This window comes from Promicromonospora aerolata (genome assembly GCF_042682255.1).
Lineage (GTDB): Bacteria > Actinomycetota > Actinomycetes > Actinomycetales > Cellulomonadaceae > Promicromonospora > Promicromonospora aerolata.
The window spans coordinates 4119557-4141601 of record NZ_JBHUHF010000001.1 but is presented as its reverse complement, the minus strand read 5'-3'; the positions used below and the strand labels follow the sequence as shown (position 1 = coordinate 4141601).

Annotated in this window: 21 protein-coding genes and 1 pseudogene; 9 read left to right on the top strand and 13 right to left on the bottom strand. The window is 72.4% G+C overall.

Translation table 11 applies throughout. From position 1 onward, the window contains the following. Window positions 1–59: 59 nt before the first annotated feature. From ACFSL2_RS18445 to ACFSL2_RS18410, 8 genes are all read right to left on the bottom strand, one after another. On the bottom strand, window positions 60–200 hold the full coding sequence (locus ACFSL2_RS18445) for a hypothetical protein (protein WP_377199236.1): 141 nt from the start codon (window positions 198–200) through the stop codon (window positions 60–62). Window positions 201–363: 163 nt separating this feature from the next. Further along, window positions 364–1425 (bottom strand): branched-chain amino acid ABC transporter permease, encoded by a 1062-nt coding sequence (locus ACFSL2_RS18440; RefSeq protein ID WP_377199235.1) that lies wholly within the window; start codon window positions 1423–1425, stop codon window positions 364–366. Beyond that, window positions 1422–2321 (bottom strand): branched-chain amino acid ABC transporter permease, encoded by a 900-nt coding sequence (locus ACFSL2_RS18435; protein ID WP_377199234.1) that lies wholly within the window; start codon window positions 2319–2321, stop codon window positions 1422–1424. Before ACFSL2_RS18435 ends, ACFSL2_RS18440 begins: the two co-directional genes overlap by 4 nt. After that, a complete protein-coding gene (locus ACFSL2_RS18430) occupies window positions 2243–3052 on the bottom strand; it encodes an ABC transporter ATP-binding protein (protein ID WP_377199233.1) in 810 nt (269 codons plus the stop codon). Before ACFSL2_RS18430 ends, ACFSL2_RS18435 begins: the two co-directional genes overlap by 79 nt. Next, on the bottom strand, window positions 3049–3843 hold the full coding sequence (locus ACFSL2_RS18425) for an ABC transporter ATP-binding protein (RefSeq protein ID WP_377199232.1): 795 nt from the start codon (window positions 3841–3843) through the stop codon (window positions 3049–3051). The genes ACFSL2_RS18430 and ACFSL2_RS18425 overlap by 4 nt, the downstream gene beginning before the upstream one ends. Beyond that, a complete protein-coding gene (locus ACFSL2_RS18420) occupies window positions 3840–5162 on the bottom strand; it encodes an ABC transporter substrate-binding protein (RefSeq protein ID WP_377199231.1) in 1323 nt (440 codons plus the stop codon). Before ACFSL2_RS18420 ends, ACFSL2_RS18425 begins: the two co-directional genes overlap by 4 nt. A 70-nt stretch (window positions 5163–5232) precedes the next feature. Further along, a complete protein-coding gene (locus tag ACFSL2_RS18415) occupies window positions 5233–6126 on the bottom strand; it encodes a dioxygenase family protein (RefSeq protein WP_377199230.1) in 894 nt (297 codons plus the stop codon). Next, window positions 6119–7972, bottom strand: coding sequence for an FAD-dependent oxidoreductase (locus tag ACFSL2_RS18410; RefSeq protein ID WP_377199229.1), 1854 nt, complete (start codon window positions 7970–7972; stop codon window positions 6119–6121). The genes ACFSL2_RS18415 and ACFSL2_RS18410 overlap by 8 nt, the downstream gene beginning before the upstream one ends. 121 nt (window positions 7973–8093) lie before the next feature. Here ACFSL2_RS18410 and ACFSL2_RS18405 point away from each other — a divergent pair, with 121 nt between their 5' ends. After that, window positions 8094–8762, top strand: a complete 669-nt coding sequence (locus tag ACFSL2_RS18405) for a histidine phosphatase family protein (protein ID WP_377199228.1) — start codon at window positions 8094–8096, stop codon at window positions 8760–8762. A 33-nt stretch (window positions 8763–8795) separates the two neighbouring features. Beyond that, complete coding sequence (locus tag ACFSL2_RS18400) at window positions 8796–9287, top strand: PH domain-containing protein (RefSeq protein WP_377199227.1); 492 nt, start codon at window positions 8796–8798, stop codon at window positions 9285–9287. 36 nt (window positions 9288–9323) lie between these two features. On the opposite strand, the gene ACFSL2_RS18395 is transcribed toward ACFSL2_RS18400, so the two are convergent. After that, the gene (locus ACFSL2_RS18395; protein WP_377199226.1) at window positions 9324–10187 is read right to left on the bottom strand and encodes a MerR family transcriptional regulator; all 864 of its coding nucleotides are present in this window, start codon (window positions 10185–10187) and stop codon (window positions 9324–9326) included. A gap of 42 nt (window positions 10188–10229) precedes the next feature. Between ACFSL2_RS18395 and ACFSL2_RS18390 the strand changes: the two genes are divergently transcribed. Beyond that, on the top strand, window positions 10230–10718 hold the full coding sequence (locus ACFSL2_RS18390; RefSeq protein WP_377199225.1) for a DUF6194 family protein: 489 nt from the start codon (window positions 10230–10232) through the stop codon (window positions 10716–10718). A gap of 54 nt (window positions 10719–10772) precedes the next feature. On the opposite strand, the gene ACFSL2_RS18385 is transcribed toward ACFSL2_RS18390, so the two are convergent. The 3 genes from ACFSL2_RS18385 to ACFSL2_RS18375 form a co-directional block, all read right to left on the bottom strand. Continuing rightward, window positions 10773–11459, bottom strand: coding sequence for an MOSC domain-containing protein (locus ACFSL2_RS18385; protein WP_377199224.1), 687 nt, complete (start codon window positions 11457–11459; stop codon window positions 10773–10775). Window positions 11460–11609: 150 nt separating this feature from the next. After that, window positions 11610–12827 carry a metallophosphoesterase family protein gene (locus ACFSL2_RS18380; RefSeq protein WP_377199223.1) on the bottom strand — a complete coding sequence of 406 codons (1218 nt, stop codon included), beginning with the start codon at window positions 12825–12827 and terminating at the stop codon, window positions 11610–11612. Between the two features lie 75 nt (window positions 12828–12902). Continuing rightward, window positions 12903–14306 carry an amino acid permease gene (locus ACFSL2_RS18375; RefSeq protein ID WP_377199222.1) on the bottom strand — a complete coding sequence of 468 codons (1404 nt, stop codon included), beginning with the start codon at window positions 14304–14306 and terminating at the stop codon, window positions 12903–12905. 82 nt (window positions 14307–14388) lie between these two features. On the opposite strand from ACFSL2_RS18375, the gene ACFSL2_RS18370 reads away from it, so the two are divergent. The 5 genes and pseudogenes from ACFSL2_RS18370 to ACFSL2_RS18350 all read left to right on the top strand — a co-directional run bounded on the left by ACFSL2_RS18370 (window position 14389) and on the right by ACFSL2_RS18350 (window position 19880). Further along, window positions 14389–15759 (top strand): NAD(P)/FAD-dependent oxidoreductase, encoded by a 1371-nt coding sequence (locus ACFSL2_RS18370; protein ID WP_377199221.1) that lies wholly within the window; start codon window positions 14389–14391, stop codon window positions 15757–15759. 79 nt (window positions 15760–15838) lie between these two features. Then, window positions 15839–16930 carry a metalloregulator ArsR/SmtB family transcription factor gene (locus ACFSL2_RS18365; protein WP_377199220.1) on the top strand — a complete coding sequence of 364 codons (1092 nt, stop codon included), beginning with the start codon at window positions 15839–15841 and terminating at the stop codon, window positions 16928–16930. Further along, window positions 16927–18624, top strand: a pseudogene (locus ACFSL2_RS18360) (FAD-dependent oxidoreductase); the annotation flags it as partial. The gene ACFSL2_RS18365 and the pseudogene ACFSL2_RS18360, both read left to right, overlap by 4 nt. A 63-nt stretch (window positions 18625–18687) precedes the next feature. Then, entirely contained in the window at window positions 18688–19116 is a 429-nt protein-coding gene (locus tag ACFSL2_RS18355; RefSeq protein WP_377200851.1) for an arsenate reductase ArsC, read from the top strand. Continuing rightward, window positions 19113–19880 (top strand): aquaporin, encoded by a 768-nt coding sequence (locus ACFSL2_RS18350; protein WP_377199219.1) that lies wholly within the window; start codon window positions 19113–19115, stop codon window positions 19878–19880. Before ACFSL2_RS18355 ends, ACFSL2_RS18350 begins: the two co-directional genes overlap by 4 nt. Before the next feature lie 91 nt (window positions 19881–19971). Here the strand turns inward: ACFSL2_RS18350 and ACFSL2_RS18345 are convergent, their stop codons facing one another. Continuing rightward, window positions 19972–21480, bottom strand: a complete 1509-nt coding sequence (locus ACFSL2_RS18345; protein ID WP_377199218.1) for an FAD-dependent oxidoreductase — start codon at window positions 21478–21480, stop codon at window positions 19972–19974. Window positions 21481–21631: 151 nt separating this feature from the next. Between ACFSL2_RS18345 and ACFSL2_RS18340 the strand changes: the two genes are divergently transcribed. Beyond that, window positions 21632–21997, top strand: coding sequence for an ArsR/SmtB family transcription factor (locus tag ACFSL2_RS18340; RefSeq protein WP_377199217.1), 366 nt, complete (start codon window positions 21632–21634; stop codon window positions 21995–21997). Window positions 21998–22045 lie beyond the last annotated feature (48 nt).

The window sequence follows — 22045 nt, the reverse complement described above, 5'->3', positions numbered from 1 at the left end:
GGGGCATGCGACCGGGCTCCGTGACGAGGCCCCGGCAGTTCGGCGCGGGCGCCGTGCGGTCAGCCCGCAGCGGCTCCGTCGGCCGGTGCTTCGTGTTCCTCGTGCTGGGACACGTAGGTGTCGGCGACGCTCCGATGCAGGAGCGTGGTCCGGCGAGGGTTGGCGATGGAGTGGTACTGGGCGTCGTTGGCGTCCGTCATGGTCCTCCTCCGGTGCAGGCGTACGGGCTACGGTGCACGTGGTTCACCGCTGATGTGCGGATCAACTATTTTCGTTGATACCGAGTCGCGCCGTCGACTGAAGAAGCTGTGATATGGGCCTCACCGCGCCGTCAGAACTTTGTCGTGCGCGCGATCGTTGCGGCTACCTGCCCGTCCCCGGCGCAGCGATCGCGCCCACGGCACCCTGGCGGACGTGGTGGGTCGTGGGGAACAGCTGGTAGCGGCCCGCCACCAGCCCCCACAGGCCGCGCGGCGCCAGGAGCACCACGGCCACCGCCACCGCACCGAGCACCACCAGGTACCAGGTGCCGAGCGGGGCGAGTGCCTGCTGGAGGGCCCAGTACAGAACCGCCCCCACGAGCGGCCCCTCGATGGTGCCGATCCCACCGACCACCACGATGAAGATCATCGCCGCGGTCCAGTTCACGGAGTAGATCGACCCCGGAGTCACGCCCAGGGTGCTCAGCGCGACGAGGGCGCCAGCGAGCGCGGCGCCGGCCGACCCCGCGACGTACACGAGGCGGCGTCCGCGGTCCACGGCCACGCCGAGGCTGCTCGCCGCGACGCGGTCGTCACGGATCGCCGTGAGCCCGAGTCCCACGCGGGAGCGCATGAGCAGGTAGGTCCCGAGCACGACGGCGACCATGAGCGCCAGGGCGAACCAGTAGACGAAGGCCACACGCTCCACCCGGTCGGTGCCGCGGAATGCGCTCAGGGTCAGCCCGGCCCCGCCGCCCAGACCGTCGATCTGCATGGTGACCAGGCGGAACACCTCGGCCACCACCCAGGTCCCGATGGCGAAGTATCCACCGGCCAGGCGGAAGACGAGGTAGCTCGTCGGCAGCGCGATCGCGGCGCCGACCAGGCCGGCGGCCAGGACGGCCGCCCACGGCGGAGCGCCGACGGCGTCAGCGAGCTGGATCAGGGCGTACCCGCCCACGCCGACGTAGGCCTGCTGGCCGACGCTCACCATGCCGCCGTACCCGGCGAGCAGGTTCCAGGTGGTACCGAGTATCACGAGAGCGAAGAGCATCACCAGGCTCGACAGCGCGCCGAGGGTCACGGCGTACGGCACGACGGCGGCGAGCAGCACGACCACGAGCAGGAGCACCCCGCCGCCGACCCAGGAGCCACGTCCGCCCCGTGTGACGGTGGGGGGCGCTGTGGGCGGGGTGTTGGGGACTACAGCAGCGGAGCCGCTCATGCCGGCACGCTCCTCGGCATCAGGCCGCCCGGCCGGACCACCAGGACGGCGAGGAAGACGAGGTGCCCGGCAAGCACCCCGGACTGCGGGTCGATCTGCGCGCCGATCGTCTGGGCCAGGCCCAGGACGACGCCGCCGGCGAGCGTGCCCCACAGCGAACCGAGCCCACCGATGATCACGGCCTCGAACGCGAACAGCAGCACCAGGTCCCCGTAGCCCGGCGAGAACTGCGTGCTCATCCCGACGAACACGCCCGCGAGCCCCAGGGTCGCGAACGCGAGAGCCGTCGCGACGGCGTACATGTGCTTCGGGTCGACGCCCATCATGGCGGCGGCCCCCGCGTCGTCGGCGACGGCACGCATGGCGCGGCCGGTCGCGGTGTGCGCGAGGAAGAGCTGGACCGCCGCGATGACCGTCACGGCCACGACCAGGGTGATCAGCGGCAGCACCCCGACCGAGAGGTCACCGAGGGACAGCCCCGCCGACGCGAGACCGGCCGTGGGAATCTTGCGGGTATCCGCGCTGAAGACCACCTGGAGCAGGTTGGTGAGGGCTACGGCGACCCCGAACGACACGAGCAGCGGCGCGAGCTCGCCCGCGCTCCGCGAGCCGCTCCGGGCTCCGCCGCCGACCTGCGCGAGGGCCGGGTTGAACAGGCCGCGCTGCATCGCGTAGCCGAGGGTCGCGAACACCGGGACCACCACGACGATCGCGAGCCAGAGCGGGAGCCCCTGCTCCACCAGGACCAGCGAGAGGTACGCGGCCAGCACCGCGAGCACGCCGTGTGCCAGGTTGACGATGCGCATCACGCCGAAGATCAGCGACAGCCCGCAGGCCAGGAGGGCGTACTGCCCACCGAGCAGCACGCCCTGCACGCCTGCGTTGAGCCAGTCCATTCAGGCCTCCGTGGGGTGCGGGCGCGGGCCCCGGTGATGCCGAAGTAGGCGTCCGCGACGATGTCGCGGTCCAGGCCGGTGGCCGGGGCCTCCAGCACGGTCCGGCCGCCGAGCAGGCACTGGACGCGGTCGGCCACGCGCAGCGCCTGGTCCAGATCCTGTTCGACGACGAGCGCGGTGGTGCCGGCGGCGGTGATGCGCCGCACGGCATCGTAGAGCTGCCCCACGACGGTGGGCGCGAGCCCGAGCGACACCTCGTCGAGCAGCAGCACCCGCGGGTTCGCCAGGAGCGCCCTGCCGATCGCCACAGCCTGCTGCTGCCCGCCCGACAGGACACCGCCTCGCCGGTCCTTCATCTCCGCCACCAGCGGGAACATGTCGTAGACGGCGCGCAGGTCCCATGGTCCGTCGCGCCGGGGAAAGCGACCCATGAGCAGGTTCTCCTCGACCGTGAGCGAACCGAAGATGCGCCGCCCCTCAGGGACGAGCGCGATCCCGCGCCGCACCCGCCGGTGGGCGGGCAGCCGGGTGACGGGCTCGCCGTCGAGCAGCACCCTGCCCGACGTCGGCAGGTGGGTACCGGCGAGCGCGCCCAGCAGCGTGGACTTGCCCGCGCCGTTGGCGCCGAGCACCGCGAGGGTCTCCCCCTCGGCGAGGGACAGGGCAACACCGTCGACCGCCGTCAGGTCCCCGTACCGCACCTCCAGACCGGTCACCTCCAGGACGCTCATGCGGTCTCCCCGGTGGGCGTGGTCGCCGGGCCGGGCGCCGGGTCCGTCGCCGTGTCGACGGTCGAGCCCAGGTAGACCTCGACCACCTCCGGGCTGCGGATCACGGCGTGCGGGTCGCCCTGCGCGATCACCTCCCCGCCGGCGAGGCACATCAGCCGGTCCACGACGTCGAGCAGCGCGTGCAGCACGTGCTCGATCCAGACCACCGCGACACCGTCGTCCCGCAGGCGGCGGACCAGGCGCACGACCTGCGGCAGCTCGCTGTCGGTGAGTCCCCCGGCGATCTCGTCCAGCAGGAGCAGGCGCGGGCCGGTCGCGAGCACCCTGGCCACCTCCAGGCGTTTGCGGTCGAGCAGGCGCAGGCTGCCCGACGGCGTGTTGGCCACCTCGGTCATGCCGGTCACCTCGAGCGCGTGCCAGGCCTGCGCACGGGCGTCGTCGGCCGGTCCGGTCCTGGTGTGCCGGCCCGCGAACGACGCACCGACCAGCACGTTCTCGTACACGGTGAGCCCGCCGAAGGGCCGCGGCACCTGGTACGACCGGGCAATGCCCCGGTCGGCCCGGGCGGCGGCGCCGAGCCGGGTGACGTCCCGGCCCTCGAGCACCACGGTCCCGGCGTCCGCCCGCAGAGTGCCCGCGACGATGTCGAGCAACGTGGTCTTGCCCGCGCCGTTGGGGCCGACGAGGCCCAGCGCCTCGCCGGCCGCGACCTCGAACGACACGTCGCGGGCCGTGACGACGCGTCCGAAACGCTTGGCGACGCCGGTCACCTCGAGCAGGGGATCGCTCACCGGAGCGGCTCGACCTCGCCACCCGTCGGGATCTCCGGCGCCAGCGTGTTGGAGACGACGACGAGCTCGTACGGGTTCGCTCCCTCGTCCTGCCCCTCGTCGAGGCGCCACTGGCCGCCGACCAGCGGGGTCTTCGCGACGTACGGCGGGACGCTGTCGTCGGCGCCCCAGGCGACGTCACCGACGACCGTGGAGACCTCGAGCGTGGACAGGGCCTCGGTGATCGCGTCCGGCTCGGTGGAACCGGCCTTCTCGACGGCCGCGACCGTGATCTCGAACAGCGCCTCGGCGAAGCCGAGCGGCTGGGTCCACTGCTTGCCCGTGTCGGACTCGTACTGGTCGGCCAGCTCCTGCGCGGTCTGCCCGGTGAGGGACGACGTGAACGGCGCCGTGGGGTGCCACCAGACCTCGGAGGTGAGCCCGTCGCCCGCGTTGCCCAGCGCCTCGACGGCGGACGGGAACAGCAGCGCCTTGCCGATCGTCGCGACCTTCGGCTGGTAGCCCTGCTGCCCGGCCTGCTGCCAGAACGTGGTGAAGTCGGGCGGGATCGGCACGCCGACCAGGATGTCGTGGCCCTTGAACGCGGAGAGCTGCGCCGAGAAGTCCTGGGTCCCGTTCGGGTACAGGCCCGGGTCGTCGATCGTGACGCCGGTGTCCGCCGTGAGGGCCGGGAAGTTGGCGCTCCAGGCCTGACCGTCCGGGTCGTTGGGGAACAGGCCGGCGGCCTTCTGGTTGGTGTCGACCTGGCCCCACATGTCCGCGTACACCGCCGACACGTCCTCCAGGCCCCAGAACGCGTGATAGCTGTACTTCAGGTCGGCAGGCTCGTCACCCTCGCGGATGGCGAAGGGCTGCCAGGGCGCGACCGTCGAGATGCACGGGACCGAGTTGGCCTCGCACTGCTCGGAGACGGGGTTGGTGATGTCCGGTGTGGAGGAGGTCAGCACCAGGTCGACGCCGTCGCTGTTGATCAGCTCCGCCGCCACCTCGCCGGCACGGGCCGAGCTGGACTGCGAGTCCTTCACGATGATCTCGACGCTGTGCTCGGTACCGTCGATGGTCACCGGGTTGTCGGCGAACCACAGCTCCATGGCCTCGATCACGTAGGTGTTGGCCTCACCGAACAGCGCCGACGGCCCCGTCTCGGTCGAGACGAAGCCGATCCGCAGCACGTCGTCGTCCCCTCCGCCGGCTACCGTCCCGCCGCCGACCTCGCCGCAGCCCGCGAGGGCTCCGGCCAGCGCCGCCGTCGACGCCCAGGCCACTGCTGCCCGTACGTTCAGGGCCCGTGCCTGCGCAACGCGTCCGTTCCGAACCATCGTCGTCACTCCATCATCTGTAGTAGAGCCTGTTGTCCGCCGCCCGGGTCACCGGAGTGACCCGTGCGTCTCACCCTGGTTGGTCGGCAGGGGGCAGCACGATGTCGAACCGGGTGCGCGACCACGTGCCCTCGACCGCGCGGCCGTCCGGTGTCGGGGTGCCCGCGGGCAGTTCCTCGAAGTCCATGACGAGCGACTCCTTGACCCCGAACACGGAGTCCGAGCCGAGCAGCTCGTCGCCACGCACGAAGATGTGGGTCACCAGCGTGCGGAACCCCGGTGCGGTGACCATGAAGTGCAGGTGCGCGGCCCGCAGGGGCGACCGGCCGGACGCCGCGAGCAGCGCCCCCACCGGCCCGTCGTGCGGGATCGGGTACGGCGTGGGCGTGACGCCCCAGAACCGGTAGGTGCCGTCCTCGTCGGAGAAGAGATGGGCGCGGCCCGCGGTGCGCTCGTCGCCGTACTGGACGTCGTAGTAGCCGTCCGCGTCCGCCTCCCACACCTCGATCCGGGCGCCGCGCACCGGCCGCCCCGACGTGTCGGTGACCGTGCCCTCCACCCAGCACGGCCGGCCCGCCGCCCCCTGGGCGATGTCCCCGCCGTTCTCGATGCGCGGGGCGTCGTCCACGAAGAACGGGCCGAACACCGTGGCCTCGGTGGCGTTCGCGCGGGCCTCGTTGTTGATCCCGATGGTCTGCATGGAGGCACCGAGCACGTCGGACAGCAGGATGAACTCCTGCCGCTCGTCGTCGGTGAGGTGGCCGGCGGCCGTGAGGAACTCGATGCCCACGCTCCACTCGTCCTCGGTGAGCCGCACCTCGCGCAGGAACGCGTGCAGGTGCCGGGTCAGGGCCTGCATGACGGTGCGCAGCCGCTCGTCGTCGGCGCCGTCGAACGACGCCACCACCCGGTCGGTGAGCTCCTGTTCCCGTGCCGCCTGGTCGACCGGCTCCGGCTCACCCATCGTGCTCGCTCCGGCCGAGCACCGACCGCAGCGCATCGCCCAGCGCCCGTGCCGGGTCGTCGGCGAGCGTCTGCGCGCGCCAGGCCACGTGCGTGTCGGGACGCACCAGGATCGCACCGGACTCCTCGACACCACGGATCCTCGCCCAGTCGTAGTAGGTGTCGATGACCTCGCGGCCGGGCCCGATGACCACCGCGCCGAGCGGCACGCCGACCTCCTCGGCGACCTTCGCCGCGGCGTCGGCCCATGCCTCGCCGGCGATCCCGGTGACCAGGGTGAACTGCCCGTACGGCACCAGGTCGTGGGTCGAGCGCTTGTGGCCGGCGACGTCCGCCACCCACACGTGCGGGAACCGGGCGCCCGGAACCGTGGACTGCTTGTAGTAGAGCTCGGGGTCGCGCTCGTCCACAGGCTGGGGAGAACCGTCGGGGACGACCGCGGCCGACTCGTAGAACTGACCCATGTCCACGCCGTGCGCGTTGAACTCGTAGTGCTTGAGGTCCATAGCCTCCACGAGCGCCGCGCGCTTGGCCGCGCCGGCCGGGGTGTTCGCCTTGCGCTCGTCGATGGCGGCCTGCATGGCCTCCGGCGTCTCGGCGTCGAGCACGCCGAGCACCTCCATGAACCGGAACTCGCCCCCTGACTTGTTGGCGCGCAGCACGATCTGCTCGGCGATCGGCGCGCGCTCGGTCGAGTACGTGTCGAGCAGGGACGGCGCCGCCTGGCCGTTCAGCACCGCAGCGATCTTCCAGGCCAGGTTGTACGAGTCCTGGACCGACGTGTTCGAGCCCAGGCCGTTGCTCGGCGGGTGCCGGTGCACGGCGTCGCCGGCACAGAAGACGCGACCGGCCTGCAGGTGCGTCGCGTACATCTGGTTGTTGCCCCACAGCGAGTAGCCGGTGATCTCGACCTCCAGGTCGTCGACCCCGACCAGCTGGCGCACGATCTCCGCGGCCGCGTCGTCGTCGAGCTGCGGCGGCTCGCCGGCGATGTCGTAGCCCCAGACGATCAGCCACTCGTTCCACGGCCGGACCATGCGGACCAGGCCCGCGCCGATCCCGCCGACGTCGGACCCGGGCTGCAGCACCCAGTACAGGACCGACGGGCGATGGCCCACCAGGTGGGTCAGGTCGGCGTTGAACGTGATGTTCATGGAGCCGGCGATGTCCATCGCCCCCTCCATGGGCAGGCCGAGGTCGGCCGCCACCTGCGAGCGGGCGCCGTCGCCGCCGATCAGGTACTTCGACCGGATCGTGTACTCCGTGCCGGTGACGCGGTCGAGCACGCGGGTGCTCACGCCGTCGTCGTCCTGGGTGTGGCTCAGGTACTCCGTGGAGAACCGCGACTGCGTGCCCCGCTGGGTCGCGTTCTTGACCAGGACCGGTTCGAGGTAGGTCTGCGGGATGTCCACCGTGAGTGACGGCGAGGCGAGCCGCGCGTCCGCCTCACGAGCCGGGTGCGTCTCCCAGGTGAGGATGCGGCCGATCTCCTCGCCCGCGATCGTCGTGCAGAACACCGTGTCGCCCACCAGCTCGTGGGGCGTGGCGTCCGCGAGGACCTGGTCCTCGATGCCCAGGTCCCGGAAGATCTCCATGGTCCGCTGGTTGGTGATGTGCGCGCGGGGCGTGTTCGCCGTCCAGCGGTACTTGGTGATCATGATGTTGCTGATCCCGAGCGTGGACAGGAAGAGGGCGGCGGACGCTCCGGCGGGCCCGGACCCGACCACCAGCACGTCGGTCTCGACGACGACGTCGGTGCCGTCGGCACTCCCCGTCCTGGTTCCGGTGCTGGTGGCGGCGGTGCTGGGCAGTGCGGTCGCGGACTGACCGTCGTCGAACTCAGGCATGAGCCCAGGATGGCGTGTGCGCCCCGTACAGAAAAGGGCAAAGCAGTAATATTTCGCAGATGCCACTAGGTGGCGGGCGGCCAGAGGTGCGTGTCGCCGCCGGACGCAGGATGCTCGTGACATGCCTACTGAGCCGACAGCACTGAAGCCCACGCGCGACCCGCAGCTCGTGCTCCTGCGGCACGGCGAGACGGAGTGGAGTGCGAAGAGGCAGCACACGGGGCGTACCGACCTGCCGCTCACAGCGGCCGGCGAGGAACAGGCCAGGGTCGCCGGGTCGACCCTCGCCGACTACGAGTTCGCGGCCGTCTACACGTCCCCGCTGCTGCGCGCCCGGCACACGGCGGAGCTGGCGGGCTACACCGACGCCATCGTCGACGAGGACCTCGCCGAGTGGGACTACGGGCCCGTCGACGGCCGCACCTCGGACGACGTCTCGAAGGAGCTCGGGCGGGAGTTCCTCATCTTCGACGACGGCGTGCAGGTGCTCCCGCCGTCGGCCGCGCACGGTGACGGGCGGCCGGGCGAGACGCTGGACCAGGTCGCCGTGCGGGCGGCGCGGATGGTGGCCCGGGCGGAGGAGACGCTCGGGGGCCGGACCGGGTCGGGTGACGGCCGGGACGTGCTGTTCGTCGCGCACGGCCACCTGCTGCGGGTGCTCGCCACCGTCTGGCTGGGTGTGGACCCGCGCCTCGGCTCCCGGTTCGAGCTGGGCACTGCCGCCGTCTGCCTGCTGGGCTACGGACACAACCTGCGCACGATCGAGGGATGGAACCTCGCCGCACAGTAGATCCCGATCACGCAGTAAGGCAGTATTCGCGGCATGAGGGAAGAGCACCTCGCCGACGGCGAGACCATCGTGATGCAGCTCCGCACCCACCCGAAGAAGGTCATCAGGCCGATCCTCGTGCTCGTGCTCCTGCTCGTGGTCCTCGCTGCCGTCTGGATCGTGCCGCTGCCCGTGGACGGGATGGTGCTCTGGTTCGCGACGCTGGTGCTCCTGGTGCTCGGCCTGGCCGCCGCGGCCGGACCGTTCCTGCGTTGGCGCACGACGCGCTACATCATCACCAACCAGCGCGTCGCGCTGCGCACCGGCGTCCTGACGCAGACCGGCCGGGACATCCCGCTCTACCGGATCAACAACGTCACCTTCGAGAAGCAGCTCAGCGACCGGATCTGGGGCTGCGGCACCCTCGTGATCTCCGACGGCACCGACCAGCCGGGCATGGTGCTCGACGACGTGCCCGACGTCGAGGCGGTCCAGCGCGCCCTGCAGGACCTGGTGCGCCAGGGCAGCCAGCTGAGCGACGACTAGCCGTAGCTCACCGCACCGCTGGGGTGGGCCGCGGCCCTACGGTTCCCCGTCGAGGACCGCCGCGAGGTCCGTTCCCGCGCGCAGCAGGGCCACGGTGCGGGTGGCGATCCGGCCGAGCCGCCGGTCCAGGATCCGCTCGGCCTCGTCGATCCCCTCGGCGAGCCCGTCGGCCGTAACGGAGTCCGCGCGCAGCGTCGCCACGACCTCCCGCACGGCCGGGATGCCGTACCCGCTGCTGCGCAGCGCCGCGACGATGCGCGCCTCCCGGATCGCCTCGGTCCCGTACCGCCGTGCGCGCAGGGTCGTCACCCGCTCGGGGACCGCGAGCCCCTCCTGCTCCCAGAACCGGAGCGTGGAGGTGCGTACGCCGAGCGCGGCGGCGAGCTCGGTGACGGTCATGGTGTCGCCGGCGGCACCGGCGGCGTCGGGCGTGGACCGGGCCTCGTCCTGGATCGCGCGCAGCGCCGCCCGCGCGCGGAGCGCCTCGTCGCGCTCGCGCGCCAGCCGGACGTGCACGGCACCGATCCGGGCGGCGGCATCGGCGAGGCACAGTGCCTGCCCGGCAGGCGGCGCGGTCGACGGTTCGGCGGACGGCGGTTCGGCGGACGCCGGGCCGGCGGACGGCGGTTCGGCGGCCGACGGCAGCGCGGCATCCGCTGAGCCGGCGAACAGCTCGGCGAGCAGGCGTCGCGCATCCACCGGCCCGGCCGCGCTCGCGAGACCCCGGTACGCGCGCAGCGCCCGGACGTGCCCCGTCGTGTAGGCGCGGTAGCCGTTGGCCGCGCGGCCGGCGGGCGGGATGACGCCCTGCCGTTCCAGGTCCCGGACCTGCTGCACGGAGTAGCCGGACTCCCGCGCGACGTCGGCCGTACGGAGCGGCCGGCGGTCCTCTCCCGTCATCCGCTCAACCCCACAGAAGCACTTGAAGGTGATGCTTGAACCATGAGCACTGACCAGAGTATCGACCAGATCATCGGCGCCGTGCGGCGTCTCGACGGTTCACTCGTCGTCGCCCCCGCCGTCGGCGACCCCGGCTTTCCCGAGCTGGCCTGGGGCGACGCGTTCTTCTACTACGCGCCCGACGGGGAGATGCCCCGGACCGTACAGCCCTACGGAACCATCGTCACCAAGAACTACCCCGACGACACCTCGTCCGACCTCGACCCGCCCGGCCTCTGGCGGGTGAACATCCGTGTCGACCGGGAGACGTTCCGCGAGCTCACCGGGCACGGCACCGGGGAGCAGACCACGGACGACGCCGCCGTCGACCACGCGGCCGCCGACGTCGTGCTGCCGCACCCGGTCTACGGGTCGGCCGGCTGGATCGCCGTCGTGACACCCGGGAGCCGGACGGGCGAGACCGTGCTGCGACTGCTGCGGGCCGCGCACGACGCCGCGCGCGCCCGGTACGAACGGCGCCGGACGGGCTGAGCCCCACGCGGGCAGGTCGGCGGCGGTCAGGCCATGGCGTCCGGTCGACGAACGTCAGCCGGCGGCGCGGCCTGCCGCCTGCTCACTGCGGCGCACCATGTCGGCGCCGAGGCGGATCTCCCCGACCGCGTGCGCGTCCAGCAGGCGCCGGGCGAGCTTCTCCAGCGTGTCGGGGTCCGGCAGGGCCTCGCCATGTGCGACGCCGAAGCGTGCGGCGAACCATTCCGCGATGGTCACCCCGTGCACGGGCGTCCGCACGATGCCGACGGTGTCGCCGGCACCGATCTCGCCGTTCTCGATCACCCGCAGGAAGGCGCCCGTACGGTTCGCCTGGGTGAACCGGCGCACCCAGCGCTGTTCACCGAGCCGGCGGCCGAACGTCTGGCAGGGCACGCGGGGCTGGGTCACCTCGAGCAGCGCCGAGCCGACCTGCCACCGTTCGCCGATCACCGCACGGTTCACGTCCAGGCCACGGACGCGCAGGTTCTCGCCGAACAGGCCGGGCGGAACCGGTCGGCCGAGCTCGGCCGACCAGTGGTCGGCGTCCTCCTGCGCGTAGGCGTAGACGGCCTGGTCGAGGCCGCCATGGTTGGCACGGTCGGCCTGGACGTCCGCGTAGAGGCCGTAGGGCCGCACCTTGACGCGCCCCTCGATGGGCCGCTTGTCGATGGCGGTGACCCCGACGGTGCCGGCGTCAGGGAGCAGTACATGGACGCGGCAGACCGCGACGAGCTCGGGCATGCGCACATGCTCTCACCCGCACCGTCCACCCCGCCCCAAAAAACCGGCCAACCAGCTGACTCTCGTTCAGCAGGCCACGAGCGGCCGTCTGCCCTACCAGAACGGCACTCCGTGGCCTGCTGAACCGAAGTCAGGAAGGGCTGGCCCTCGTCACCGGCGGTTCGGCAGCGGCAGCGGCTCCATCCACTGGTCGTTCGCCGTGAGGTCGATGCCGAACTCCCCGGCGAACCGCATGCGCGTGCCGGTGAGCACACCCTCGACCGACTCGTCGAGGTCGTAGACCCGCGCGCCACGCAGCCGGTTCCGTTCGGCACCGGACAGACCGTAGGTACCGAAGCCGGTGTTGCCCGCGTAGCCGAGCAGCACGCCGTAGTAGTCGCCCGAGTAGGTGTTCACGTGGTCGTGGCCACAGAACACGCCCCGCACGTCACCGCGCTGCTGGATGGCGGAGAACATGCCCGAGTTGAACGGGCCGGGGCACTCCTCCTCGTTCCGCTCGCCCTCGATGCGGTGCCGCGCCTTGCCGCGCTCGTGGTCGGCGTCGGAGCGGCCGTCCACCGAGCCGAACCACATGAACCGGTACTCCCACAGCGGGATGTGGATGAACATGAGGGCCGGTACGACGTGGCCGACCTTGCGCTCGAGCTGCACCGACGTGTCGTAGTACCACTTGACCTGGTCCATGCGCAGCCAGTCCCAGGTCGGGTAGCCCGCGAAGTCCTGACCGGCCAGCGTCTCAGGCGCGTACCGCCCCGAGTCGAGCAGCCAGAGGTTGAACGCCGGACGGCCGTTGCGCCCCTGGATCAGCAGGCTCGAGTTGCCCTGACCGGTCACGCCACGGGCCGTCGGGCCGTTCACGTTGTAGCGGTAGGACCGGTAGAAGGCCAGCATGTCGGCCTCGTCGAGGCCGCTGTCGGGCGTCGAGTCCTCGTCGTGGTTGCCGAAGGTGATCGCCCACGGCACCTCCCGCTCCTCCATCGGCTGCACCACGTTGTTCATCGCCTGGTGCATCTCGAGCGGGGTGTCGCAGCCGCCCGTGATGTTGTCGCCGTTGAGGATCACGAGGTCGGGGCGCTCGTCGTCGAGCACCGCACGCATCAGCTCGAGGGTGCGGCGGTCGACCTTCTCGTCGTCCTGCGTGTCGTTGAACTGGACGATCTTGAACCTGCCGTCGCGCCCGAACCGCAGCGATCCCTGCGGGTGCCGGGTGAGCTGGGCGGCCCCGGCCGGGGCCGCGGCCGCCACCGTCGCGGCACCTGCCGCGCCGAGGCTGCTCAGGGACAGGAACGTCCGGCGGTCGACGGCGGACGTCCTGCTCCCCGCCGAACTGGTCTCGCTCGGCAGGTCGCCGGCTGTCTTCTCACTCATACCGACGACGATCGGAGGCCCGGCTGGCGACCGCTCGACCGGAGGGTGGACCCCCGGTGACGGTCTGCTGAACGCCTACTGCTGGGGGCGGTCCCCCTCCACGACGGAGGTCCGCCGCACCGCACGTGCGATCGCGTAGACCGCCAGGATCACGACCACCAGCCCGGCGGTCGCCGCGATCTGCGGCCGGGCGGCGGCGTCGGACAGCATGAGGCCCACCACGGCCAGGAGCGCCACGAGCGTGGCCCACGACAGCCACGGGTAGCCCCAGGCGCGCAGCCGCAAGGTCTCGCCACGCTCCGCGGCCTCCGCCTCCAGCCGCGGCCGCAGCCGGAGCTGCGAGACGACGACGAGGAGCCAGACCACGAGGAGCGCCGAGCCGACGGCGTTGAGCAGCACCCCGAGCAGTGACTCGGGCAGCAGGTAGTTCAGGAGCACCGCGACGACGCCGAAGAACACGGAGACCAGCACGGCCACCCACGGCACGTCGCGCCGCGAGACCCGGGTCGCCACCGCCGGCGCGTCACCACGACCGCCGAGCGAGAACAGCATGCGGGAGGTCGCGTACACGTTGGCGTTGAAGGCGCTCAGCAGTGCGAGCACCACGACGACCTCCATGAGCCGCGCCGCGCCGTCGAACCCGGCCATCTGCAGCACGGACACGAAGGGCGACTCGAGGCGGGCGGTGTCGGTCCAGGGGATCAGGGCGACCATGATCGCCACCGAGCCCACGTAGAAGAACAGGATGCGCCACAGGATGGTGCGGGTAGCGGTGGCCACCGCAGACCGGGGGTCACGCGCCTCGGCCGCGGCGATCGTGACGATCTCGATGCCTCCGAAGGCGAACACGACGGTGAGCAGCCCTGCCGCGATCCCGGGCAGGCCGGCCGGCGCGAAGCCACCGTTCGCCGCCCAGTCCCCCAGCACGCTGCCGGCCACCGGCACCACACCGATCACGATGAAGAGGCCGAGCACCAGGAACCCCACGATCGCGGTGACCTTGATGGCCGCGAACCAGAACTCCGCCTCGCCGAACTGGCGCACACCCACGAGGTTGATCGCGCCGAACACGGCGACGATGACCGCCGCGACGGCCCACTGCGGCACCGCGGGCCACCAGCCGTGCACGATCCCGGCCACGCCCGTGACCTCGACGCCGAGCACCATGACGATGGTGAACCAGTACAGCCAGCCCAGCAGGAACCCGGCCCAGCGGCCGAGGGCCGCCTCCGCGTAGACGGAGAAGGATCCGCTCGACGGCAGCGCCGAGGCCATCTCCGCGAGCATCCGCATGACGAGCACGACGATGGCACCGGCTATCGCGTAGCTGAGCAGGACGGCGGGGCCCGCGGCGGCGATGCCGAGTCCGGAGCCGAGGAACAGGCCTGCTCCGATGGCGGAACCCAGGCCCATCATCGTCAGGTGCCGGGGGCGTAGTCCATGGGCCAGCTGCTGGCTCAGGTCGTCGGTGGTGCTCACGACCGACCACGGTAACCCGAGCCGCGGGATGCCGGTCCCCAGCGGATGTGAGTGCCACGCCTCCGGTGAGAGAATCTGGCACGTGACCGACTCTGCGCACACCCCCGTGCACGCCGGCAAGGACCACGCCGTGGAGGACCAGGACTACGGCCTCGAGACACCGCTGGCCGGGCACCCCGAGCCACTGCCCCACGTGGTGGTGGTGGGTGGCGGGTTCGCCGGCATGGCCGCCGTAAAGGCGCTGCGGGACGCACCGGTCCGCATCACCCTGATCGACCGGCGGGTCTACAACACGTTCCAGCCGCTGCTGTACCAGGTGGCGACGGGCGGCCTGAACCCCGGAGACGTCACGTACTTCCTGCGCGGCATGCGGCTCAGGCAGAAGAACGTGCACGTGATCCACGAGCATCTCGTCGAGGCGGACCACCACGCGAAGAAGATCCGCCTGCTCAACGACCACTGGGTCAGCTACGACTACCTCGTGGTGACGGCGGGCGTGACCACCAACTTCTTCGGGACGCCCGGCGCCAAGGAGTACGCGTTCCCGATGTACTCGCGGTCGCAGGCCATGCGGATCCGCGACAACCTCTTCATCCGCCTGGAGAAGGCCGCGAAGTCGAAACGGGCCGACGACGGCCTCCGTGTCGTCGTCGTGGGCGGCGGTGCGACCGGGGTCGAGGTGGCCGGTGCGCTCGCGGAGCTACGGACCGCCGGCCTGGCGCCCGCGTACCCGGAGATCCACGGCGACGCGTTCGAGGTCAAGGTGGTGCAGCGTGGCGGCGAGATCCTCAAGGCGTTCGCGCCCCAGCTACGGGCCTACGCCGCCAAGGAGCTGTCCCGGCGCGGGGTCTCGCTGCACCTGGGCGCGGGCGTCGCCGCCGTCGAGCGCGACGCGGTGGTCCTGACCGACGGCAAGCGGATCCACGCCGACCTCACCGTCTGGTCCGCCGGCGTGCACCCGCACGAGGAGGTCGCCGACTGGGGCCTGCCGCAGGACGAGGGCGGCCGCATCCGGACCGGCGACACCATGCAGGTCGAGGGGCTGCCAGAGGTGTTCGCGGCGGGCGACATCGCCGTCTCGCCGTCGGGCCTGCCCCAGCTCGCCCAGCCGGCCATCCAGGGCGGCACCCTGGTCGGCCGGAACATCCGGGCCCTGGTCGACGGTCGGCCCCTGGAGGAGCTGCGCTACGTCGACAAGGGCACGATGGCGGTGATCGGTCGGCGGGCCGCGATCGCCGAGATCAACCTGCCGGGCGGCAAGCCGTTGCGGATCACCAAGGGCCTGGCCTGGCTGGTCTGGCTGTTCGTGCACATCATGTCGCTGGTCGGCCCCCGCAACCGGGTCACGACGCTCGCCGGCCTGGTCACGCGCTACGGGTTCCCGTTCCACCGGCGTCCCATCCCGATCGTGGGCGACGTGCCGACGGTCCGACCGCCCAAGCCCGGCGCCTGACACCGGAGAGCTCCCTGGCCGGTACGACTCACCCGACCTGACACTTGCCCCCTGTATTGACAGATGTAAACATAGAGTCATGTCGATACAGGATCCGGACGCCGCACGGGCCACGTCCGCCGAGGCGCACGCGATCGGGGCCGACGCCGCCGCCGACCTCGCCGCGACGCTGAAGGCGATCGCCGACCCGCTGCGGCTCCGCATGCTGTCGGCGATCGCCACCTCGCCCAGCGGCGAGACCACGGCGGGCGAGCTCGCGACCCTGACGGCCGTCTCGCAGCCCACCGTGTCGCACCACCTCAAGGTGCTCCGCGACGTCGGCCTCCTCACGTCCGACCGGCGCGGCACCTGGGTCTGGTACCGCGTGGCGCCCGCCTACCGCGGTGCCGTCACCACGCTGCTGGACCGGTTCGCCCCCGCGGCCATCGACGTGCACGGCGCCCGGGGCGGTGGCGCCCCGGCGGCAGGATCCGCGGACGCGGAGCCCGGCAGCATCGCCGGACTCGGCAACGTGGACCCTGCCCTCGACCGCGTGGCCGCCTCCCTCGCCGAGCGCTTCACCGGTACGCCCGAACGCGAGTGCTACCGCGTGGTCCGGGAGTCCTACGCGGCGCTCGCCCGCCGCGGCGGGAACGCCGCGCACCTCGTCCCGCTCACCGAGCACTTCGCCCGGCAGCGCATCATCGACGCGGAGCGAGCGCGGGCGGCGGACGACGGGCACACGCCGCAGGTGCTCTTCGTGTGCGTCGCCAACGCCGGACGGTCGCAGCTGGCCGCGGCCCTCCTGCAGCACTACGCCGGCGAGCGGGTGGTGGTCCGGTCGGCCGGCTCCGCGCCCGCGAGCGACGTGCACGCGGCCGTGCGCAGCATCCTCGACGAGCTCGGCGACACCGCCGCGGCCGACGTCGTCGACGACATCACACGGTTCTACCCCAAGCCCCTGACGGACGACGCCGTGCGCGCCGCCGACGTCGTCGTGACCATGGGCTGCGGCGACGCCTGCCCCGTGCTGCCCGACAAGCGCTACGAGGACTGGATCGTCGGGGACCCCGCGCTCGCCTCTCCCGCCGGGGTCGCCGCCATCCGTGACGAGCTGGACCGGCGGGTGCGCGAGCTGCTCGCCTCGCTCGTGCCGGACGAGGACGACCTGACGACCGAAGGAACCCGATGAACGCCCAGCCCTCGGCGAGCGCCCCGCTGAAGATCGTCGTCGTCGGCTCGGTGGCCGCCGGCACGTCGGCGGCCGCGAAGGCCCGCCGCAACACCGAGACCGCGCGGATCACCCTGTACGAGCGGGACCACGACATCTCCTACTCCGGCTGCGGCCTGCCCTACTTCGTGGGCGGTGAGGTGGCCGACATCGACGACCTCACCCCGCGCGACCCGGCCTGGTTCAAGGCCAGGTACGACGTGGACGTGCGCACCGGGCACGAGGTCGTCGCGGTCGACGCCGGCGCCCGCACCGTGACCGTGCGCGACCTGGCCACCGGCCGCACCTTCGTCGACCCCTACGACGAGCTGGTCCTCGCGACCGGCGTCCGCGCCGTCGTCCCCCCGATCCCGGGCGTCGAGTCGACCGGGGTGTTCTCCGTGCGCACCCCGACCGACGCCCGCGCCATCCGCGCCTGGATCGAGGACAGCGGGTCCAGGGGCCGGACCGTGCGGCACGCCGTGGTCGTCGGTGCCGGGTACATCGGGCTCGAGATGACCGAGCAGCTCGTGGCCCGCGGCCTGACGGTCACGGTCGTCGAGTCGCTCGAGCACGCCATGCCCCGCATGGACCCGGACATGTCCGCCCGGGTGGACGCCGAGGTCCGCGACAAGGTCCGCGAGCGCGGCGGCGACCTGCTGCTGTCCACGAGCGTGGTCGGCATCACGTCCGACGACGGCGGCGTGACCGGTGTCGCGGTGGAGGGCGGGACGCACGCGGCCGAGCACATCGAGGCGGAGCTGGTGATCGTCTCCGTCGGGGTCCGCCCGAACACCGAGCTGGCCGAACAGGCCGGCGTACGGATCGGCGCGACCGGCGCCGTCGCGGTCGACCGTCGGCAGCGCACCGACGTGGCGCACGTGTGGGCGGTCGGGGACGTCGCCGAGTCGTTCCACGTGATCACCGGCGAGCCGGTGTGGGTGCCGCTCGGCTCGACCGCGAACAAGACGGGACGCATCGCGGGCGACGCGATGACCGGCGGGCCGCTGGAGCACCGCGGGATCCTGGGCACCTCGATCGTCCGGGTCTTCGACCTCGGTGTCGCCCAGACGGGATTCACCGAGACGCAGGCGCGGTCCGCCGGCTACGACGTCGAGGTGCTGCACAACATCAAGCCCGACCGGCCCGAGTACCTGGGCGGCACGCCCCTGGTCCTCAAGGCGGTCGCCGACCGGGCCACCGGGCGGCTCCTGGGCGCACAGGCGATCGGGGCGTCGGGGGCGGACAAGCGCATCGACGTGCTGGCCACCGCGATCACCTTCGGTGCGGACGTCGCCGACCTGTTCCACCTCGACCTCGCCTACTCCCCCACGTATGCCACGACCAAGGACCCGGTCCACTACACCGGCATGGTGCTGACCAACGCGATCCACGGTCAGGCACCGCTGGTCGGCCCGGCCGAGCTGGACCGGCGTCGGGCAGAGGGCGAGCGGGTCCAGGTGGTCGACCTGCGTTCGGCGAAGGACCGCGCGAAGTCCGCCGTGCCCGACTCGGTCCACATCCCGCTGGCGGAGCTGCGGCAGCGGGCGGGCGAGCTCGACCCGGCGCTGCCCACGGTGACCTACTGCAACAAGGGGGTCACCGGGAACGCCGGCCAGAACGTGCTGCGCAACCTCGGGTTCACGGACGTCGCGAACCTGTCCGGCGGCAACCAGAACTATCAGGCGCGCGCCGCGGCGTCGTCCTCGACCAGACCCCCCGAACACCCTGGAGACCTCGTGTCCGAGACCCCGGCCCCGACCAAGCCGTCCGCCCTCTTCGTCTGCGTGCACAACGCGGGCCGCTCCCAGATGGCAGCCGGTTTTCTCCGCGCACTGTCCGACGGGGCGGTCGATGTGCGCTCCGCGGGGTCCATGCCCGCCGAGCAGATCAATCCCGTCGCGGTGGAGGCCATGCTCGAGGTGGGCATCGACATCCGCGACGAGAAGCCCAAGATGCTCGCGCCGGAGGCGGTCGAGGCCTCGGACGCCGTCATCACCATGGGCTGCGGCGACGCCTGCCCCTACTACCCGGGCAAGAACTACCAGGACTGGGAGCTCGACGACCCGGCGGGCCAGGGCATCGACGCGATCCGGCCCATCCGTGACGAGATCGAGCGGCGCGTACGGGGCCTGCTCGTCGAGCTCGGCGTCACGCCCGCCGCATGAGCGCTCCCGCGGACGCACGAGTGGGTGCGCCGGGCGACCCTGCCGTGGCCCCCGTGGCCCCGGCGGCGGGTGCCGCGGTGACCGAGCGGGCGGCGCTCTGGCGCCGGGCGTTCGGCGAGTTCCTGGGGACCGGCCTGCTGGTGGCCGTGGTGGTCGGGAGCGGGATCGCCGCCGCGAACCTGTCGCCCGACGACGTGGGGCTGCAGCTGCTGGAGAACTCGCTCGCCACGGCGCTCGGGCTGGGCGTGCTCATCGCCGTGCTCGGTCCGCTGAGCGGGGCGCACTTCAACCCCGTGGTCACGCTCGTGGACTGGACCCTCGGACGGCGGGACCCCGCCGGGCCGCGCCTCCGGGACGTGGCCGCGTACCTCCCGGCGCAGGTGACGGGCGGGATCGGCGGTGCCGTGCTGGCCAACGCGATGTTCGGCGAGCCGACGGCGATCGCGACCACCGACCGGGCGTCCGGCGCGGCGTTCCTGGCCGAGGTGGTCGCCACGGCGGGCCTCGTCCTGGTGATCTTCGGGCTGCTGCGCGCCGGGCGCGACACGCTGATCGCCCCGGCGGTGGGCGCCTACATCGGTGCCGCGTACTGGTTCACGAGCTCGACGTCGTTCGCCAACCCCGCGGTCACCCTCGGCCGTGTGTTCAGCGACAGCTTCGCCGGGATCGCCCCGGACTCGGTGCTGCCGTTCCTGCTGGCCCAGCTGATCGGCGGAGCAATCGGCATGGTCCTACCGCTGGCCCTCTACCCACCCGGCAGGTAGCACCCGCCCGTCGACTGCAGAGTTGGTTGCGGTTGGAGGCCCATAAACCGCAACCAACTCTGCAGTCGACGCTCGGCGGGACCGACTACAGCTAGTCGGCCGAGCGGCCGTGGGCGGCTCCGGTGCTGAACCCCAGCGACGGGACCGGCGTGGCGCCGATCGAGACCTGCTGCGGTCCGGCGGGGACCGAGCAGCACGAGCTCGCGCCGGCCGCCGCCAGCTCGTCCGGCGAGATCACGCCGTCCGCGTCGGCGGCCATCGCGAGGTCGGACGAGCAGACGCCGGTCTCCGGGAGGTTCAGCTCGACCGCGTCGGCCGCCACGCGGTCGCCCGCCAGCGCCGCGGCGATCGAACGGACCTGCTCGTAGCCGGTGGCCAGGAGGAACGTCGGGGCCCGGCCGTACGACTTCATGCCCACCAGGTAGAACCCCGCGTCGGGGTGCGTCAGCTCGGCCTCGCCGTGCGCGGGCACCGTGCCGCACGAGTGGAAGTTCGGGTCGATGAGCGACGCGATCCGGCGCGGCGCCTCCACCACGGGGTCGAGCTCGAGGCGGACCTCCCGCAGCATGTCCAGGTCGGGGCGGAACCCGGTAGCGGCCGCGATGTGGTGCACCGTCAGGTCGAGCGCACCGTCCGCACCGTCACGACGGGCCGACCCCAGGACCCGCACCGTGTCGCCCGCCGGGTCGGCCGCCGGCTCCAGCCGGTCGATCGCCACGCGGGTGAGCAGCTCGATCCGGCCGGCCTCCACCGCGTCGCGCAAGCGGGTGCCGAGCAGGCCGCGCGCCGGCAGGTCGTCGCCGGTCCCGCCGCCGTACAGCCGCCGCGGCGAGCCACCACGGATGGCCCACGTGATCCGCGTGCCCTCGGCACCCCGTGCAGCCTCCTGCTCTGCCAGCTCGACCAGGCTCAGCAGCGTGTTCGCCGCCGAGTGCCCCATGCCGACCACCAGGGTGTGCCGCCCGGCGAACCGTGCGCGGTCACGGCCGAGCACGTCGGGCAGGGCACCCGCGAGGAACCGCGCCGACTCGGGCTCGCCGAGGGTGGGCAGTCCCGAGGCCCCCAGCGGGTTGGGCTGCTCGAACGTTCCGGACGCGTCGATGACCGCTTGCGCGCGGATCTCCTCGACGGTGCCGGTGCCGTCGCCGCCGTCCGCCGGACCGGTGGCCAGCCGCACGAGGTACGGCAGGCGTTCGCGCCCCAGCGAGCGGGAGCGGTCGGCGCCGTCCTTGGTGACGGCGAGCACCCGGGTGCCGTAGCGGACCTGTGCTCCCGCCCTGCTCACGAGCGCCTCGGCCAGCGGCGCGAGGTACTGCTCGACGAGCTCGGTGCCCGTGGGCAGCGCGTCCGGGGCGGGCTCGGCCCAGGCGGCCCCCGCTCCCCCGCCGGTCGTGAGGAGGCGACGGGCGGCGGCGTCGACGTCGTACCGCCACGGCGAGAAGAGGCGCACGTGCCCCCAGCGCGCGACCGCCGCGCCTGCTCCGTCACCGGCCTCGACGACCACGGGTTCGAGCCCGCGCTCGGCGAGGTGCGCCGCTGCGGCGAGGCCCACGGGCCCCGCGCCGATCACCACGACCGGAAGGTTGTGCGCTGTCGTCATGTTCCCGTCCCATCTCTCTGTCACCTTCGCTCATCCTCGCCGCCATCGGTGCCGCCGTCGACACCGCCGACCAGGATCAGATCGAAGTTCCTCGATACGTTGTGTGTGAGCGAACATATCCAGAAACTTCGATGCGTGGCAAGATGGGCGCATGACGACGATCGCGCTCGAGCTCGCACCGGCTTCTCCGAGGTCCGGCACCTGCTGCGCTCCCCTCGTGCGGGAGGCGACCGACCCGGTGGCCGCCGCCGGCCTCGCCCGCTCCTTCAAGGCGCTCGGCGACCCCACCCGGGTCCGGCTGCTCTCGATCGTCGCGGCGCACGACGGCGGTGAGGCCTGCGTCTGCGACCTCACGGAGCCCGTCGGCCTGAGCCAGCCCACGGTGAGCCACCACCTGAAGATCCTGGTCGACGCCGGTCTGCTCGCCCGGGAGCAGCGCGGCAAGTGGGCCTACTACTCCGTGATCCCCGGCTCGCTCGACCGGCTCGGTGCGCTGCTCAGCGAGGCGGCGCGGTAGCCTCGCTCCTGGCACTCGGCCACACCGCCGTCCGCCAAGGAGAACCCC